The organism is Pseudomonas sp. Au-Pse12 (genome assembly GCF_021341665.1).
Taxonomy (GTDB): Bacteria; Pseudomonadota; Gammaproteobacteria; order Pseudomonadales; family Pseudomonadaceae; genus Aquipseudomonas.
Window position 1 is genome coordinate 15,891 of the sequence record NZ_JAJTTH010000017.1, and the last position, 14,260, is coordinate 30,150.

Annotated in this window: 14 protein-coding genes; 5 read left to right on the plus strand and 9 right to left on the minus strand. The window is 64.3% G+C overall.

From position 1 onward, the window contains the following. Positions 1-46: 46 nt before the first annotated feature. From LXM55_RS30400 to LXM55_RS30410, 3 genes are all read right to left on the minus strand, one after another. The gene (locus tag LXM55_RS30400; protein ID WP_233323807.1) at positions 47-565 is read right to left on the minus strand and encodes an RES family NAD+ phosphorylase; all 519 of its coding nucleotides are present in this window, start codon (positions 563-565) and stop codon (positions 47-49) included. Then, the gene (gene parS / locus LXM55_RS30405; RefSeq protein WP_233323808.1) at positions 562-1,047 is read right to left on the minus strand and encodes a type II RES/Xre toxin-antitoxin system antitoxin; all 486 of its coding nucleotides are present in this window, start codon (positions 1,045-1,047) and stop codon (positions 562-564) included. The genes LXM55_RS30400 and parS overlap by 4 nt, the downstream gene beginning before the upstream one ends. A 124-nt stretch (positions 1,048-1,171) precedes the next feature. Next, positions 1,172-1,516, minus strand: a complete 345-nt coding sequence (locus LXM55_RS30410) for a cupin domain-containing protein (RefSeq protein ID WP_233323809.1) — start codon at positions 1,514-1,516, stop codon at positions 1,172-1,174. Between the two features lie 286 nt (positions 1,517-1,802). On the opposite strand from LXM55_RS30410, the gene kynB reads away from it, so the two are divergent. The 3 genes from kynB to pdxR all read left to right on the plus strand — a co-directional run bounded on the left by kynB (position 1,803) and on the right by pdxR (position 5,092). Next, entirely contained in the window at positions 1,803-2,444 is a 642-nt protein-coding gene (kynB, locus tag LXM55_RS30415) for an arylformamidase (RefSeq protein ID WP_233323810.1), read from the plus strand. Positions 2,445-2,550: 106 nt separating this feature from the next. Further along, positions 2,551-3,402 carry a tryptophan 2,3-dioxygenase gene (gene kynA, locus LXM55_RS30420; protein WP_233323811.1) on the plus strand — a complete coding sequence of 284 codons (852 nt, stop codon included), beginning with the start codon at positions 2,551-2,553 and terminating at the stop codon, positions 3,400-3,402. Between the two features lie 190 nt (positions 3,403-3,592). Continuing rightward, positions 3,593-5,092: a MocR-like pyridoxine biosynthesis transcription factor PdxR gene (gene pdxR, locus LXM55_RS30425; protein WP_233323812.1), complete on the plus strand. Its 1,500-nt coding sequence runs from the start codon at positions 3,593-3,595 to the stop codon at positions 5,090-5,092. A gap of 14 nt (positions 5,093-5,106) precedes the next feature. Here pdxR and LXM55_RS30430 read toward each other — a convergent pair whose 3' ends face one another. The 5 genes from LXM55_RS30430 to antA form a co-directional block, all read right to left on the minus strand. After that, on the minus strand, positions 5,107-6,315 hold the full coding sequence (locus tag LXM55_RS30430) for a benzoate/H(+) symporter BenE family transporter (RefSeq protein ID WP_233323813.1): 1,209 nt from the start codon (positions 6,313-6,315) through the stop codon (positions 5,107-5,109). A 195-nt stretch (positions 6,316-6,510) separates the two neighbouring features. Then, positions 6,511-7,911, minus strand: a complete 1,401-nt coding sequence (locus LXM55_RS30435) for an amino acid permease (protein WP_233323814.1) — start codon at positions 7,909-7,911, stop codon at positions 6,511-6,513. Between the two features lie 79 nt (positions 7,912-7,990). Further along, positions 7,991-9,013, minus strand: a complete 1,023-nt coding sequence (gene antC / locus LXM55_RS30440; protein ID WP_233323815.1) for an anthranilate 1,2-dioxygenase electron transfer component AntC — start codon at positions 9,011-9,013, stop codon at positions 7,991-7,993. 17 nt (positions 9,014-9,030) lie between these two features. Then, positions 9,031-9,522, minus strand: a complete 492-nt coding sequence (gene antB, locus LXM55_RS30445) for an anthranilate 1,2-dioxygenase small subunit (protein ID WP_233323816.1) — start codon at positions 9,520-9,522, stop codon at positions 9,031-9,033. A 2-nt stretch (positions 9,523-9,524) separates the two neighbouring features. After that, on the minus strand, positions 9,525-10,913 hold the full coding sequence (gene antA / locus LXM55_RS30450; RefSeq protein WP_233323817.1) for an anthranilate 1,2-dioxygenase large subunit: 1,389 nt from the start codon (positions 10,911-10,913) through the stop codon (positions 9,525-9,527). A 337-nt stretch (positions 10,914-11,250) separates the two neighbouring features. On the opposite strand from antA, the gene LXM55_RS30455 reads away from it, so the two are divergent. After that, the gene (locus LXM55_RS30455; protein WP_233323818.1) at positions 11,251-12,264 is read left to right on the plus strand and encodes an AraC family transcriptional regulator; all 1,014 of its coding nucleotides are present in this window, start codon (positions 11,251-11,253) and stop codon (positions 12,262-12,264) included. 30 nt (positions 12,265-12,294) lie between these two features. Here the strand turns inward: LXM55_RS30455 and LXM55_RS30460 are convergent, their stop codons facing one another. Further along, on the minus strand, positions 12,295-12,768 hold the full coding sequence (locus LXM55_RS30460; RefSeq protein WP_233323850.1) for an Lrp/AsnC family transcriptional regulator: 474 nt from the start codon (positions 12,766-12,768) through the stop codon (positions 12,295-12,297). 188 nt (positions 12,769-12,956) lie between these two features. Here LXM55_RS30460 and kynU point away from each other — a divergent pair, with 188 nt between their 5' ends. After that, complete coding sequence (kynU, locus tag LXM55_RS30465; protein ID WP_233323819.1) at positions 12,957-14,207, plus strand: kynureninase; 1,251 nt, start codon at positions 12,957-12,959, stop codon at positions 14,205-14,207. Positions 14,208-14,260: the final 53 nt, after the last annotated feature.

Sequence of the window (14,260 nt, forward strand, 5' to 3'; positions counted from 1 at the left end):
ATTTGCGGGAACCTGCGTCGGGCAGGTTCCCGCTTTTTTTGCCGCCTCAGTTCGGGCGGCCGGCTGCGGGGCGAGGGGGAGGATTGAGGCGCGTGTCGAGGCCGAAGCGTTCCTGGACCACCACCTGGTACAGCCCTTTGGCCAGCAACGGATTGATCAGAATGTTCCAGCTGTGGCGCGACACCGATGAGGGCACCAGCACGAACGGATGGTCGGCCAGCAACTGGTCGGCGAACTTCTGCTGGCCGGCGCTGGGAATGCCCGGCACCAGCCAGTTGGGATTGGGAATGCTGTGTTCATCGATCCGGTAGATGGCCGACGGGTCCTGGATCAGGGCGCCGGTCAGCACATGGGGCACGCTGTCCAGGGCGGCAAAGCCCTTGTGCACCGCCACTTCGAGAATCGCCGTGGCCGGGTCGGCGCTGCCATACACCGCTTTGACCCCTTTGGAGTTCCAGCGACCGCCGCACAGCTCGGCACCGATGCCGCTGTCCCAGCTGTCGGCGTGCCGGGCGGCGTCCAGTCGCCAGAAATGAATCTCGCTGCTGCCCGGAAGACTGATCACTGATAGACCCCGTATTCCAGGCGGGTGAGGAACTCGTCCACCAGTTCGAAGCCGATGGGGTTGGTCAGCAGGTCCACCGGTTTGTGGCCGTCGAGGCCCATCACCGGCTTGGCCATCCAGTCCTGGGCCTGTTCACTGCTGCCGAAGATTTCCTCGGCCTTGCTCAGCACCTGGGCAAAGCGTACGGCGCGGGCGCTCTGCTCCGGGTTCAGGGGTTCGTCAGGGGTTTTCAGGCGGCGGTGCAGGGTCCGTTCGGAGAGGCCGATGATCTTGGCCAGGACCTGTTCGTCCTTGAGCATGGGCACCGAGGAGACGAACTTGATGATCGCCGTCAGCGGAATACCTTCCTCGGTCAGTCGATAGATCGAGATGCGGTCGTCAAAGCGTGCCCGGCCACCCAGAAGGATGTCCGAGGACTGCTCTTTCAATACCAGCTTGCCTCGCCGCTTGGGGGGCTGGGCGGTGCCTGTCAGCGCAACCATGGATGCTGCTCCTGTCTTTGCCAATTGGCAGTGATTATATAGACATTTGGCAGCCGGCGTCGGATTGAATCGTCGCCGTGCGACGGGAGCCGCGTGGGTGCGGGCTCCCGTGGGGCAGGTGCGGTCAGGCGAAGACGAAGTACTTGCGCACGGTCTCCAGCACTTCCCAGGTGCCTTTCATCCCCGGCTCCACCACGAAGATATCGCCGGCGCGCAGGTGGATCGGGTCACGGCCGTCCGGGGTGATCACGCAATAGCCTTCCTGGAAATGGCAGTACTCCCACTTTTCATAGGCCACCCGCCATTTGCCCGGGGTGCAGATCCAGGTGCCCATGATCTTGCTGCCATCCTCGCTGGTGTAGGCGTTGAGGTTGACGGTGTGCGGATCACCCGCGAGCTTTTCCCACTTGCAGGCGTCGAGCACCGGCAGTGGATGGGTATCGCGCAGAACGGTAATGGGTTGCGACATGCTGTGCTCCTAGCGGGCAGAGAACTGAAGCCGCACCCTATAGCGCTCTGGGTGGCCGGGGTTGTCTGTTCTCGACCTCGGGGTATCCAGGAGCGCAGTGGCGGTCACTGAGTGATGAGGCTGGCGGGAGGGCAGGGGAGGCGTTTGGCGGTTGCAAGATTCGTTCGGCAAATACGGCTTTGTTAGCAGTAATTGCGAAATATCTGAGACTGCCTGAGTTATTTCGCAAGAATCTTTACCGGTATCGCTCGTATCATTCAGCTCGGAGTGACCGAGAGCCGCACGAATGGAAAAGACACCACGCTGGTGGGATATCAGCCCGCCGTTGAGTACCGCAACCCCGACCTGGCCGGGGGACACGCCGTTCCAGGAGGAGCGCGTCTGGCAGTTCGGCCCCGAGTGCCCGGTGAATGTCGGGCGGGTAACCCTGTCGCCCCACACCGGCGCCCATGTCGATGCGCCCCTGCATTACCGGCCGGACGGCCTGCCCATCGGCGAAGTGCCGCTGGATGTCTACATGGGGCCGTGCCGGGTCCTGCATTGCCTGGACAGCGGCGCCCTGGTGCAGCCCGAAGCCTTGCTCGGGCGCCTGGACAACCTGCCCCGGCGCGTCTTGCTGCGCACTTATCCACAGGCGCCGCTGAGCACGTGGGACCCGGACTTCACCGCCGTCGCCCCGGCCACCATCGAGCTGCTGGCCAGCCTCGGCGTGCGCCTGATCGGCATCGACACGCCGTCTCTCGATCCGCAACAGTCCAAGACCATGGATGCCCACAACGCCGTGGCCCGCCACGGCATGGCGATCCTCGAAGGCGTGGTGCTGGATGAGGTTGCCGAAGGCGACTACGAACTGATTGCCCTGCCACTGCGCTTCGCTCACCTGGACGCCAGTCCGGTGCGGGCGATCCTGCGCGCCCTGGCCGATTGATTCCTACAATAAATACACAGCTGGCCGTCCGCGCCGTTGTGCTTCCCGGGTCCGGGTTGCGCAGCCTGCGGGTGGCAACCGCTGCCTGAGGCGAGGAGCCCACGCGATGAGCCAATGTCCCTTTTCAAGCAATCCGCCGGCTGAATGGCATAACGCCGAGCTGAACTTTTCCGACTCCATGAGCTATGGCGACTACCTGGACCTGGGGCGCATCCTCAGTGCCCAGCACCCGCTGTCGCCGGACCACAACGAGATGCTCTTCATCATCCAGCACCAGACCTCGGAGCTGTGGATGAAGCTGATGCTGCACGAGCTCAAGGCCGCTCGCGAACAGGTGCGTCAGGGCCAGTTGCCCCCGGCGTTCAAGATGCTGGCGCGGGTCTCGCGGATCTTCGACCAACTGGTGCACGCCTGGGCCGTGCTGGCGACCATGACGCCGTCCGAATACAAGTCGATCCGCCCGTACCTGGGCCAGTCCTCGGGCTTCCAGTCGTTCCAGTACCGGGAAATCGAATTCATCCTCGGCAACAAGAGCGCGGCCCTGCTGCGGCCTCACGCCCACCGTCCCGAGTTGCTGCAATCCCTGGAGGAGTCGATTGCCACCCCGTCGATGTATGACGAGGCGATCGCCCTGATGGCCCGTAGCGGTTTGAGTATCGCCCCCGAGCGCCTGGCGTTGAACAGCACCACCACGACCCAGCACGACCCGTCGGTGGAAGCCGCCTGGCGCGAGGTGTACGCCAACCCTTCGGCCTATTGGGACCTGTACCAGCTGGCGGAGAAATTCATCGACCTGGAAGACTCCTTCCGCCAGTGGCGCTTTCGCCACGTGACCACCGTGGAGCGGATCATCGGCTTCCAGCCCGGCACCGGCGGCACCGAAGGCGTCGGCTACTTGCGCAAGATGCTCGACACCGTGCTGTTCCCTGAACTGTGGCGGGTCCGTTCCTCGCTCTGATCGCCCTGTTCACTCAACAAGAAACGGCGCGTCCTCACCTGGGGACGCGCCGTTTTTGTAGGGTTTGCCGATTGCCCTCGCCACATTCCTCGTTCGCCGGTTGCGAAGGTTGCAACAGCTGACGCGGGGCCGTTGTGCGGCTAAAGTGGTCGTCCCTTGTGCATTATTTTCACTTGATCAGGCAGACCACATGTCCCGGACCTTCGAGCTTGAGACCCTGAAGATGCGGCTCAGCGACCCTGAGTTTCTCCCCCTGGACCTGCACCAGCGTATCCAGCGTGCATTGCGTGGGCTGATCCTCGATGGCGCCCTGGGGCCTGGGGTCAAGCTGCCGGCGAGCCGGGCCCTGGCCAAGTCGCTCGCGGTATCCCGGGACACCGTGGAAAACGCCTATGTGCAGCTGCAGCGCGACGGTTTTATCCAGCGCCGCGAAGGTTCGGGGAGCTATGTCTGTGAAACCATCGGCGCCCAGTTGCGCGGCTCGGCCCGCCGTGGCCAACCTTTGCAGGGGGCTTCGGGGCACGGCCGAGAGCCCGGAGCGGGCTTGAGCCGGCGCGGCGCGCAGCTGTTGCAAAGGGGCGGCGTCAGCGATCAGCAGGCCGTCACCGCGTTCGCTACCGGGTTGCCGGAAACCCGCAGCTTCCCGCTCGACGTCTGGGAGCGCCTGCAACGCCAGGCGTTGAAGGATTACCGTGGCAATGTGTTGCTGCATGGCGATCCCCAGGGCGCCTTGCCCCTGCGCAAGGCGATTGCCGCCTACCTGAACCTGGAGCGCGGAGCCAAGGTGCAGCCCGAGCAGATCCTGGTGCTGAGCAGTACCCGCCAGGCGTTGTTTCTGTGTGCGCAACTGCTGGTGGACGCGGGCAAGCCGATCCTGCTGGAGAACCCGGGCTACTTCGGCGCGCGCAAGGCATTCGAGGCTGCCGAGGCGCGGATCGTGCCCATCGATGTCGACAGCCAGGGCATTCGTACCGACCTGCTGCGGGCCGACCGCAGTGGTGCCCGCTGTGTCTACGTGACGCCGTCCCATCAGTACCCCACGGGCGCCACCCTGTCCCTGGAGCGCCGGCTGGAACTGACCCGCTGGGCCGCCGAGCAGGAGAAATGGATCATCGAGGACGACTACGACAGCGAGTTCCACTACGACGGTTTGCCCACCGCCTGTGTCCAGGGCCTGGACCCGTATCAGCGCACCCTTTACATCGGCACCTTCAGCAAGACCCTGTACCCCGGGCTGCGCATGGGGTACATGGCCCTGCCCAGCGAGCTGGTGAGCGCCTTCAGCGCTGCCCGCAGCATCATCGACGGGCACACGCCGCAGATCCTCCAACTGACTCTGGCGCGGTTCATGGAAGAGGGGCACTACAACGCCCATGTACGGGCCATGCGCAAGCTCTACGCCGGGCGTCGGCAAGCCATGCTCGATGCCATCGGGCGGCATTTGCAGGGCATTGCCGTGGCCTTGCCGCCGCCGGGCGGGTTGCAGATTCCTTGCCTGCTGGAGCCCGGCTGGAGCGAAGCGTTGACCCAGCAACGTGCGGCCAGGGCCGGCATCCAGTTGCCGGGGCTCAGCCGGCTCTATGCCGGCGCGCAGAAGCAGGCAGGCTGGTTGCTCGGCTACGCCTCGCTCAGCGCTCATGAAATCGAAGCGAGCATGGCGCGCCTGGCCCAGGCCCTGAGAAAGGCCTAGCCAGGCACTGGCCTTCAGGGTTTGGCGGTACGGGCGGTCAACAGATTGGCCCGGCCATGGATCAGCAGGTGCACGGTCAAGCCGGCCACCAGCCCCCAGAAGGCGCCGCCGACCCCGAGCAGGGTGACGTTGGCCGCAGTGGCGAGGAAGGTGATCAGCGCCGTTTCCCGGGTGGCCGCATCGGCCATGGCATTGGCCAGGCTGCCGCCGATGGCACCCAATAGCGCCAGGCCCGCCAGGGTGGTGACAAAGGCCTTGGGCAGCACCATGAACAGGCTGGCCAGGGTCACGCCGAAGGTGCCCACGAGGATGTAGAACACCCCGCAGGCAATGCCGGCGATGTAGCGTTTTTTCGGGTCCGGGTGCGCGTCCTTGCCGGTACAGATCGCCGCGGTAATCGCCGCCACGTTGAAGGCGTGGGCACCGAACGGCGCCATCAGCAGCGAACCCAGCCCGGTGACCGCGAGCAGCGGGTTGGCGCTGGTGTTGTAGCCGTCATTGCGCAGCACCAGCATCCCGGGCATGTACTGGCCGGTGAGGGTGATGACGAACAGCGGCAGCGCCACCCCCAGCAAGGCCTGCAGGGAGAACTGCGGCGCGGTGAAGACCGGTACGGCGAGGCTCAGTTGCAGCGCGGAAAAATCGATCCGCTGTTGAGCGAGCAGCAGTGCCAGGCCGATTACCAGGATGCCGACCACGGCAAAGCGCGAAGTGAAACGCCGCAGCAAGGCGTAGGACACCAGCAGCACGATCACCAGCAGCGGGTCGGCGCTGGCGCCGCCAAAGGCGTTGATCCCGAACTGCAGCAGAATGCCCGCCAGCAGGCCGGCGGCAATGCCCTTGGGGATCATCCGCACCAGTTTGTCGAACGCCCCGGATGCGCCCAGCAGCATGAAACCCAGGGCCGAGACCAGGTAGGCGCCGATCACCTCGGCGTAGGGCGTGAACGGCATCACCGTGGCCAGAAAGGCCGCGCCGGGGGTGGACCAGGCGGTGATGATCGGCGCCTTGTAGCGCAGGCTCAGCCACAGGCCGGTCAGGCCCACGCCCACCGACACCGCCCAGACCCAGGACGCGGTCTGGGCCGGTGACAGCCGCGCCAGTTCGGCGGCCTGGAACACCAGGACGAAGGTCCCGCCGTAGTTCACCAGCACTGAAATCAGCGCCGCCACGGTGGGCGAGAAAACATCGGTCCAGCGCAGGCGTGTCGCCGTTCTGTTCATAAGCCGCTCTCCATCGAGGAACAGGCTCCCAGGCGCAAGTGCCGGGAGGGAGTCGATTCTAGGGAGAGGGCGGACTGTTGTTTCAGGCCGCATTTGCCATTGTTGGCAGACCGCTTTGCGGCCGCCGACAAAAAAGCCCGGCCTTGATCCAGGCCGGGCTTCGGGGTGTGGCAAGCGCGAGGCTTAGTGCAGGGCTTAGTGCAGGGCTGGCTGCCCGGCCTTGCGTGCATGGCTCAGGCGGTAGAAGCCCCAGATCACCAGGACCCACACCGGAATCGCATACACCGAGGCGCGAATGCCCGGAATCATCCACATCACGCCGACGATCATCACCATGAACGCCAGGCACAGGTAGTTGCTCAGCGGCGACCAGAAGGCCTTGAACGAAGGCACCACGCCTTGTTCGGCCATGGCTTTGCGAAAGCGCAGGTGGGTCAGGCTGATCAGCGCCCAGTTGATCATCAATGCGGCCACCACCAGGGCGAACAGCAATTCCAGTGCTTCGTGGGGGGCCAGGTAGTTGACCAGCACGCAGAGCAGGGTGATCAGCGCGGAAATGCCCAGGGCCAGAATCGGCACGCCTTGCTTGTTGAGCTTCATCAGCGCCTTGGGCGCATCGCCCTGTTCGGCCAGGCCGTAGAGCATGCGGCTGTTGCAGTACACGCCGCTGTTGTACACCGACAGCGCCGCGGTCAGGACCACGAAGTTGAGGATCTGCGCCGCCGCATCACTGCCGATCAGCGAGAAGATCTTCACGAAGGGGCTGCTGCTGTAGGCGTCGCCGCCGGCATTCAGGCTTACCAGCAGTTCGTCCCACGGGTACAGCGACAACAGCACCGCCAGGGCGCCGACGTAGAAGATCAGCACCCGGTAGACCACCTGGTTGATCGCCTTGGGAATCACCTTGCGCGGCTCGGCGGCTTCGGCGGCAGTGATGCCCACCAGCTCCAGGCCGCCGAAGGAAAACATGATGAAGGCCATGGCCATCAGCAGGCCGGTGCCGCCATTGGGGAAGAAGCCGCCGTGGGACCACAGGTTGCTCACCGACGCCTGGCTGCCGCCGCTGCCGCTGAACAGCATGTAGCAGCCGAGGACGATCATGCCGACGATGGCCACCACCTTGATGATGGCGAACCAGAATTCGGCTTCACCGAAGAACTTCACGTTCATCATGTTGATCAGGTTGACCAGCACGAAGAACACCGCCGCACTGACCCAGGTGGGGATTTCCGGCCACCAGAACTGCACGTACTTGCCCACCGCCGTGAGCTCGGCCATGCCCACCAGGACATACAGCACCCAGTAGTTCCAGCCGGCGAGAAAGCCGAAATAGCCGCCCCAGTACTTGTGGGCGAAGTGGCTGAAGGAACCGGCCACCGGCTCCTCGACGATCATTTCGCCCAGCTGGCGCATGATCAGGAAGGCAATGAACCCGGCAATCGCATAGCCGAGGATCATCGACGGGCCGGCGGATTTGAGCACCCCGGCCGAGCCGAGGAAGAGCCCGGTGCCGATCGCCCCGCCCAGGGCGATCAGCTGAATATGGCGGTTCTTCAAGCCACGCTTGAGTTCCCCTTGCTTCAAGGTTTGATCCACTAACTTGCGCTCTCTTCTAGTTGTTATCAGGACCGATCCCAGGGTGAACGGGAGCGATCGCGGCTGAATGCTGACGGGATCAGATATTACTCTCGGTAAACCGCTCGTAATACAGCTGGACGCGGTTAAGTTGCTGTTCTTGCAGCCAGATCCGGATCGAGTCGACCATCGGTGGCGGTCCGCAGACATACAGGTCGCTGTCGTGGTCACGCAGCTCGCTGCTGTCCAGGTGCTCGGTGATGTAGCCGCGTTTGCCCGACCACTGCGGGTCGGCGTCGCTGATCACCGGGGTGAAGCGGAACGCCGGCAAACGCTCGCCCAGCGCCTGGATCCGCGCCAGTTCGCACAGGTCGGCACTCTGGCGCACGCCGTAGTACAGCTGCACCGGTTGCTGGCAGCCCTGCTCGACGATCTGTTCGAGCATCGCCAACAGCGCCGACAGCCCGGTGCCGCCGGCCACCAGCAGCAGCGGCCGGCTGATCTGGCGCAGGTAGAAAGCCCCCAGCGGCGCCTCCAGCTCGATGCTGTCGCCCACCAGGCAGCGCTCGCGGATGTAGTTGCTCATCACTCCGTCGGGCAGCAGGCGGATCAGGAACTGCAACTGGTTGTCCGCCCCCGGCCGGTTGGCGAAGGAGTAGGCCCGGCTGCTGTCGGTGCCGGGAATCCGCAGGCGCGCGTACTGGCCGGGGAGAAAGTCCAGCGGCGCCTGGCTGCTGCCCAGGTCCAGGTGCAGGATCGCGGTGCTGTCCGACACCTGGCGCACGTCGATCACCGAGCCTGTGCGTTGCACCGGATCGGCGCTGTGGCACAGGCTGGAGTCGAAGTCGAAGTAGAACGCCGCATCCGACTGCACCCGGGTCTGGCAAGTGAGCATCTTGCGCTGCTCCAGGTCCTGGGGCGAAAGGGCTTCCTCGTCCACATAGTCCTGGCTGTACTGGCCCGACTCGCAACGGCCCTGGCAGGTGCCGCAGACCCCTTCGCGGCAGTCCAGGGGGATCTTGATGCCGTTGCGCAGGGCGGCGTCGAGCAATATTTCATTGGCCTTGACCGGGAAGAACAGGGTCTTGCCGTCGGCAAAGCTGAACGCGACCTTGTGCGTCATGGGAGAACTTCCGTGGGTCAGAGGTGGTAGAAATCGAGCACCGAGTTGATCGTGTCGTTGAGCAGCAGCACGTGCTTGCGCTGGATCAGCCAGCTGTCGCCATGGGGCTTGAGGTCGTAGGTGGCGTGACCGTAGAACTCCTCGGAGGTGGCCAGGCGGTAGAACAGCGTGTGCCAGTTCAGGCGCACGTGCAGCAGCCCGTTGTCGCCCTCGGCGATGCGCAGGTTGCTGACCAGGTGCAGGGTGCGCGGCATGGGAATGGTCGATGCCGCCTTGCCGGTGCGCAGGCGGAACACCCGGTCTTCCAGCCCCGAACGGTTGGCGTAGTAGATCAGCGACATCTCGCGTTTCGGGTCCTGGGTGTAGACGTGTTCCGAGTCCCACTGCGGCAGGTGGAACTCGCTGTCCACGGCAAACAGTTGCAGGTAGGCGTCCCAGTCCTGGGCGTCGCACAGCTCGGACTTGCGATAGAAGAATTGCTCGATCTGGTACTGCAGTTGCGCATTCATGTTCATACCTCACGCAGTTTCAGGGGCTGGCGCTGCAGGCCGTCGAGGAGGAATTTCTGCCAGTTGCGGTGCTGGTTGACGTACAGCCCTTCATGGGTGATCTCGGTGCCGGTCATGGCCGGCTGGATGCCCAGGTTCTCGCTGTTGGCGGTGGGGCCGGTGGCCCAGCGGTGATGGCCGCGCGAGACATCGCTCCAGCGTTCCAGGCGCCCCTGGAAGCCGCGCTGGGCCTCGCGGAATTCCACCAGGTCGTCCGGCGTGCCCATGCCCGAGACGTTGAAGAAATCCTCGAACTGGCGGATGCGGTTTTCCCGGTCGGCGTCGCTCTCGCCCTTGACCCCGATGCACTGGCTGATGATCTCGGTCTTGTTCCAGGCGATGGGGCGGATGATCCGCAGCTGCGAGCTGATCTGGTCGAGGAAGAACAGGCTGGGGTAGATGTTCAGGTTGCGCAGGCGGTGCATCATCCACTCGGCCTTGGCCTGGCCGTGTTCGGCCACCAGGCGCGGCATGATGCTGGCGTAGCCGGAGCGCACCGCCGGGTTGGGCATCTCGCTGAACAGCACGCTGTGGCCGTTGTTGAAGGCGAACCAGCCGTCGTCGGTGCTGGCGTCGCCGGCGCCGAGCTTGCTGTAGTCCAGGGTGGCGCTGTTGCCGGCGCCGTTGTCGCGGTTGACCTGCTGGCGGTGCTGCACCGTGGCCACGTAGTTGTAGTGCACGGTGCTGACGTGATAACCGTCCAGGCCGTTCTCGTTCTGCAGCTTCCAGTTGCCGTCGTAGGTGTAGGCGGACTTGCCCGGCAGCACTTCCAGCTCACCGTTGGGGGACTGGGCGACCATCATGTCGAAGAAGATCCGCGCATCGCCGAGGAAGTCTTCCAGGCTGTTGTCGGCGCTCACGTCCAGGCTGATGAAGACAAACCCCTTGTAGCTGTCGATGCGGGCCTTCTTCAGGCCGCGGGTGGCCTTGTCGAAACCCTCGTCGTATTCGCCCGGGGCCTTGACCTTCACCAGGCGCCCGTCGCTCTTGTAGCACCAGGCATGGAACGGGCAGGTGAAGGTCGACTGGTTGCCCTTGCCGACCCGGGTCAGGGTGGTGCCGCGGTGCTGGCAGGCGTTGATCAGGGCATTGAGCCGGCCCTCGCCGTCGCGGGTGATGATCATCGGCTGGCGCCCGGCGCGCATCGTGATGAAGTCGTGGTTGTTGGGCAGTTCGCTTTCGTGACAGGCGTAGATCCAGTTCTTCTCGAAGATCAGTTCCATCTCCAGGTCGAACAACTCGGGTTCGGTGAACATCTCCCGGGCGATCCGGAACACCCCGTCCACGGGGCGAAAATCCAGGCAGCTGTGGATGAAGTCTTGCCACTGCTCGACGCTTCTTGCACCACTCATGAGTCGGTACCTTTTTTATTCGGGCCAATCGGGTGCCGTCATTAGAGAGAGTGCGGGGCACAGGTGGCTATCCGCTTAGTCGGCCAAGGCCATCCACAAAATTGCCTGGGTAGCCTCTACCCATCATCGTCCGGGTAAGCGATCGACGGCTGCCTCGCGGGGCGCTGATCGGCTACTGTGAGTCCTGCCGCAGAGGACAAGAGAGCCGGTTTATCCACTTAGTGGGCGAATGCTATCCACTGGGTTGGCAGCGTTGCCGACTGGCGCAAAACTTGCCCTGTCACACAAGACGCGCCGTCAGAGCGCGCTGAATAAAAATTGCCGTGGGTGCGCCGTGATGAATAGCAAGGCTGATGGGCTGTTTCGCGAGATCCGTATCGATCGCTATGACCTCGAAGGGGCCAGGAGCTGGATGGCCGGCATCTGTGGGCCGCACCGCCTGGAAACCGCGAACCCCGAACGCATCCGTTTCCACCACAGTGCCAACGTGCTCAGGTCGCGCTCCACGACCCTGGGCATCATCGAGTACGGCACCGATGTGGTGGTGGATATCGAGGACACCGAGCGCTTCAGCAGCTACAGCCTGAGCCTGCCGCTGTGCGGCGAGCAGGAACTGAGCAAGGACGGGCGCCTGTTGCGTTCGGACAGTGGCCAGGGGGTGATCATTGCGCCCAATGAAAGCCAGGTGCTGGCCATTTCCGGTGACTGCCGCAAGTTGCAGGTGGTGATTTCCCGGCCGGCCATGAGCGAGGCCCTGGAGGCCCTGCTGCAACGCCCGGTGGAGCTGCCGCTGCGCTTCGAGCCCGCCATGGATGCGCTGCACGGCGCCGCCGCGGCCTGGTGGCGCATGGCGCAGCACTTCATCGGCGAACTGGCCCAGGGCAACGAGCTCTATGAACAGCTGGCCTTTACCCGGGAAATCGAAAGCTCATTGATCAAGGGCCTGATCCTGGCCCAGCCCAACAACTACTCCACTGAGCTGCAGGCGATGCTCGGGGTCAAGCTGCCGCATTACCTGGTGCGTGCCCGCCAGCACCTGCACGAGCATGCCCGCGAGACCGTGCACCTCGAAGACCTGGAGGCCGCGGCCGGGGTTTCGCGCTTCAAGCTGTTCGAGGCCTTTCGCAAGTATTTCGCCCTGTCGCCCATGGCCTATCTCAAGCGCTATCGGCTCAATGGCGTGCGCCAGGAAATTCTCGAACACGGCGCGGCGCGCAACATCTCGGAGATAGCCCTGGGCTGGGGCTTCACTCACCTGGGGCGGTTTTCCGCGGAGTACCGCAAGCTGTTCGACGAGGCGCCGAGCGTCACCGCCCAGCGTCACCCGGCGCGCCGCCCGGCAGGTTTCTAGGCAGGTTTCTAGACGGGTATCTAGGCCGGCTTACTTGCGCAGCACCAGGTCCAGCAGGCTGTTCTGTTCCTTGATCTTCTGCAGGACGATTTCCGAGCGGATGTCGGTGACGCCCGAAGCGCGGTTCAGGTGATTGACGATGAAATCCGAGAAGTGCTTGAGGTTGCGCGCCTGCACCCGCAGCACGTAGTTGCTGGCGCCGGTGATCACGTAGGCGGCGACCACTTCCGGCCACTGCTGGACCTTGCCGATGAACGTCTCGTGCCAGCCTTCCACGTCCTGGCGCAGGGACAGATGGACGATGGCTTCCAGCTCGATGCCCAGGCGCTCGGCATTGAGCTGGGCACGGTAGCCGCTGATGATCCCGTCGCCTTCGAGCATGCGCAGGCGACGCAGGCAGGCCGAGGGCGAAAGGGCCACTTTCTCCGCCAGTTCCTGGTTGCTGATACGCCCGTCCTGTTGCAGGAAGTAGAGGATGCGCAGGTCGGTGGAGTCGAGGGTCATGGCTGGCATAAATCCGCGTTTTTTGTGGGAGGATTAGAATTTTATTCGAGAGTAGTACGGTAACGCGCTGCACTTTGCACGAAAATTCTAGCGGGCTTCGTCCATTATTTCCTGAGTTTGCGGGTCGTCCAGACCCCGTGCCCGGCCTGTTCCAGGCGGGCATGACCTTGACCAAGACAGGACTGCCAATGATCGATAAAAACCACTGCCTGCGTCTCGATGAACAGGACCCCCTGGCGCCGCTGCGCCAACAGTTCGCCTTGCCCGAGGGGGTGATCTACCTCGATGGCAACTCCCTGGGTGCCCGCCCCGTGGCGTCCCTGGAGCGGGCCCGGCAAGTGATCGAGCAGGAGTGGGGCGACGGCCTGATCCGCAGCTGGAACAGCGCCGGCTGGCGTGACCTGCCGCAGCGCCTGGGTGACCGCCTGGCCTCGCTGATCGGCGCCGGCAGTGGCGAAGTGGTGATCACCGACACCACGTCCATCAACCTGTTCAAGGTGCTCAGCGCGGCCTTGCGGGTGCAGGCCGAACGCGCCCCCGAGCGGCGGGTGATCGTTTCCGAGAGCAGCAACTTTCCCACCGACCTGTACATCGCCGAGGGCCTGACCCAGATGCTTGAGCAGGGCTATTCCCTGCGCCTGGTGGACAGCCCGGAACAACTGCCGGCGGCAATCGACCAGGACGTGGCGGTGGTGATGCTCACCCACGTCAACTACAAGACCGGCTACATGCACGACATGCAGGCCGTCACCGGGCTGATCCACGAAGCCGGCGCCCTGAGCCTCTGGGACCTGGCCCACTCGGCCGGCGCGGTGCCGGTGGAGCTGAACCGCAGCGGCGCCGACTACGCCATCGGCTGCACCTACAAATACCTCAATGGCGGCCCGGGTTCGCAAGCCTTCGCCTGGGTCGCACCGGCCCTGTGCAACCTGGTGACCCAGCCGTTGTCCGGCTGGTTCGGCCATGCCCGGCAGTTCGACATGGCCACCCGGTACGAACCCGCCAGCGGTATCGCGCGCTACCTGTGCGGCACCCAGCCGATCACCTCCCTGGCCATGGTCGAATGCGGCCTGGAGGTCTTCGAGCAGACCGACATGCAGAGCCTGCGGCGCAAGTCCCTGGCCCTGACCGACCTGTTCATCGAACTGGTGGAGCAGCGCTGCGCCGGCCACGACCTGGAGCTGGTGACCCCGCGTGACCACGCCAAGCGCGGCAGCCACGTGAGCTTCGAGCACCCCGAAGGCTACGCGGTGATCCAGGCCCTGATCGCCCGCGGCGTGATCGGCGACTACCGCGAACCGCGGATCATGCGTTTCGGTTTCACCCCGCTCTACACCCGCTTCAGCGAAGTCTGGGATGCGGTGCAGATCCTCGGTGAAATCCTCGATCAGAAAACCTGGGCCCAGGCGCAGTTCCAGGTGCGTCACAGCGTGACCTGAGACGCGCCTCACCTCCTGGTCGCCGCCGCCCGCGGCGACCAGGCAAGCGGCAC

Excerpts from the sequence above, each read along its gene's own strand:
- parS (WP_233323808.1), bottom strand. The coding sequence starts at position 1,047 with ATGGTTGCGCTGACAGGCACCGCCCAGCCCCCCAAGCGGCGAGGCAAG.
- LXM55_RS30410 (WP_233323809.1), bottom strand. The coding sequence starts at position 1,516 with ATGTCGCAACCCATTACCGTTCTGCGCGATACCCATCCACTGCCGGTG.
- kynB (WP_233323810.1), top strand. The coding sequence starts at position 1,803 with ATGGAAAAGACACCACGCTGGTGGGATATCAGCCCGCCGTTGAGTACC.
- kynA (WP_233323811.1), top strand. The coding sequence starts at position 2,551 with ATGAGCCAATGTCCCTTTTCAAGCAATCCGCCGGCTGAATGGCATAAC.
- pdxR (WP_233323812.1), top strand. The coding sequence starts at position 3,593 with ATGTCCCGGACCTTCGAGCTTGAGACCCTGAAGATGCGGCTCAGCGAC.
- LXM55_RS30430 (WP_233323813.1), bottom strand. The coding sequence starts at position 6,315 with ATGAACAGAACGGCGACACGCCTGCGCTGGACCGATGTTTTCTCGCCC.
- antC (WP_233323815.1), bottom strand. The coding sequence starts at position 9,013 with ATGACGCACAAGGTCGCGTTCAGCTTTGCCGACGGCAAGACCCTGTTC.
- antB (WP_233323816.1), bottom strand. The coding sequence starts at position 9,522 with ATGAATGCGCAACTGCAGTACCAGATCGAGCAATTCTTCTATCGCAAG.
- antA (WP_233323817.1), bottom strand. The coding sequence starts at position 10,913 with ATGAGTGGTGCAAGAAGCGTCGAGCAGTGGCAAGACTTCATCCACAGC.
- LXM55_RS30455 (WP_233323818.1), top strand. The coding sequence starts at position 11,251 with ATGAATAGCAAGGCTGATGGGCTGTTTCGCGAGATCCGTATCGATCGC.
- LXM55_RS30460 (WP_233323850.1), bottom strand. The coding sequence starts at position 12,768 with ATGACCCTCGACTCCACCGACCTGCGCATCCTCTACTTCCTGCAACAG.
- kynU (WP_233323819.1), top strand. The coding sequence starts at position 12,957 with ATGATCGATAAAAACCACTGCCTGCGTCTCGATGAACAGGACCCCCTG.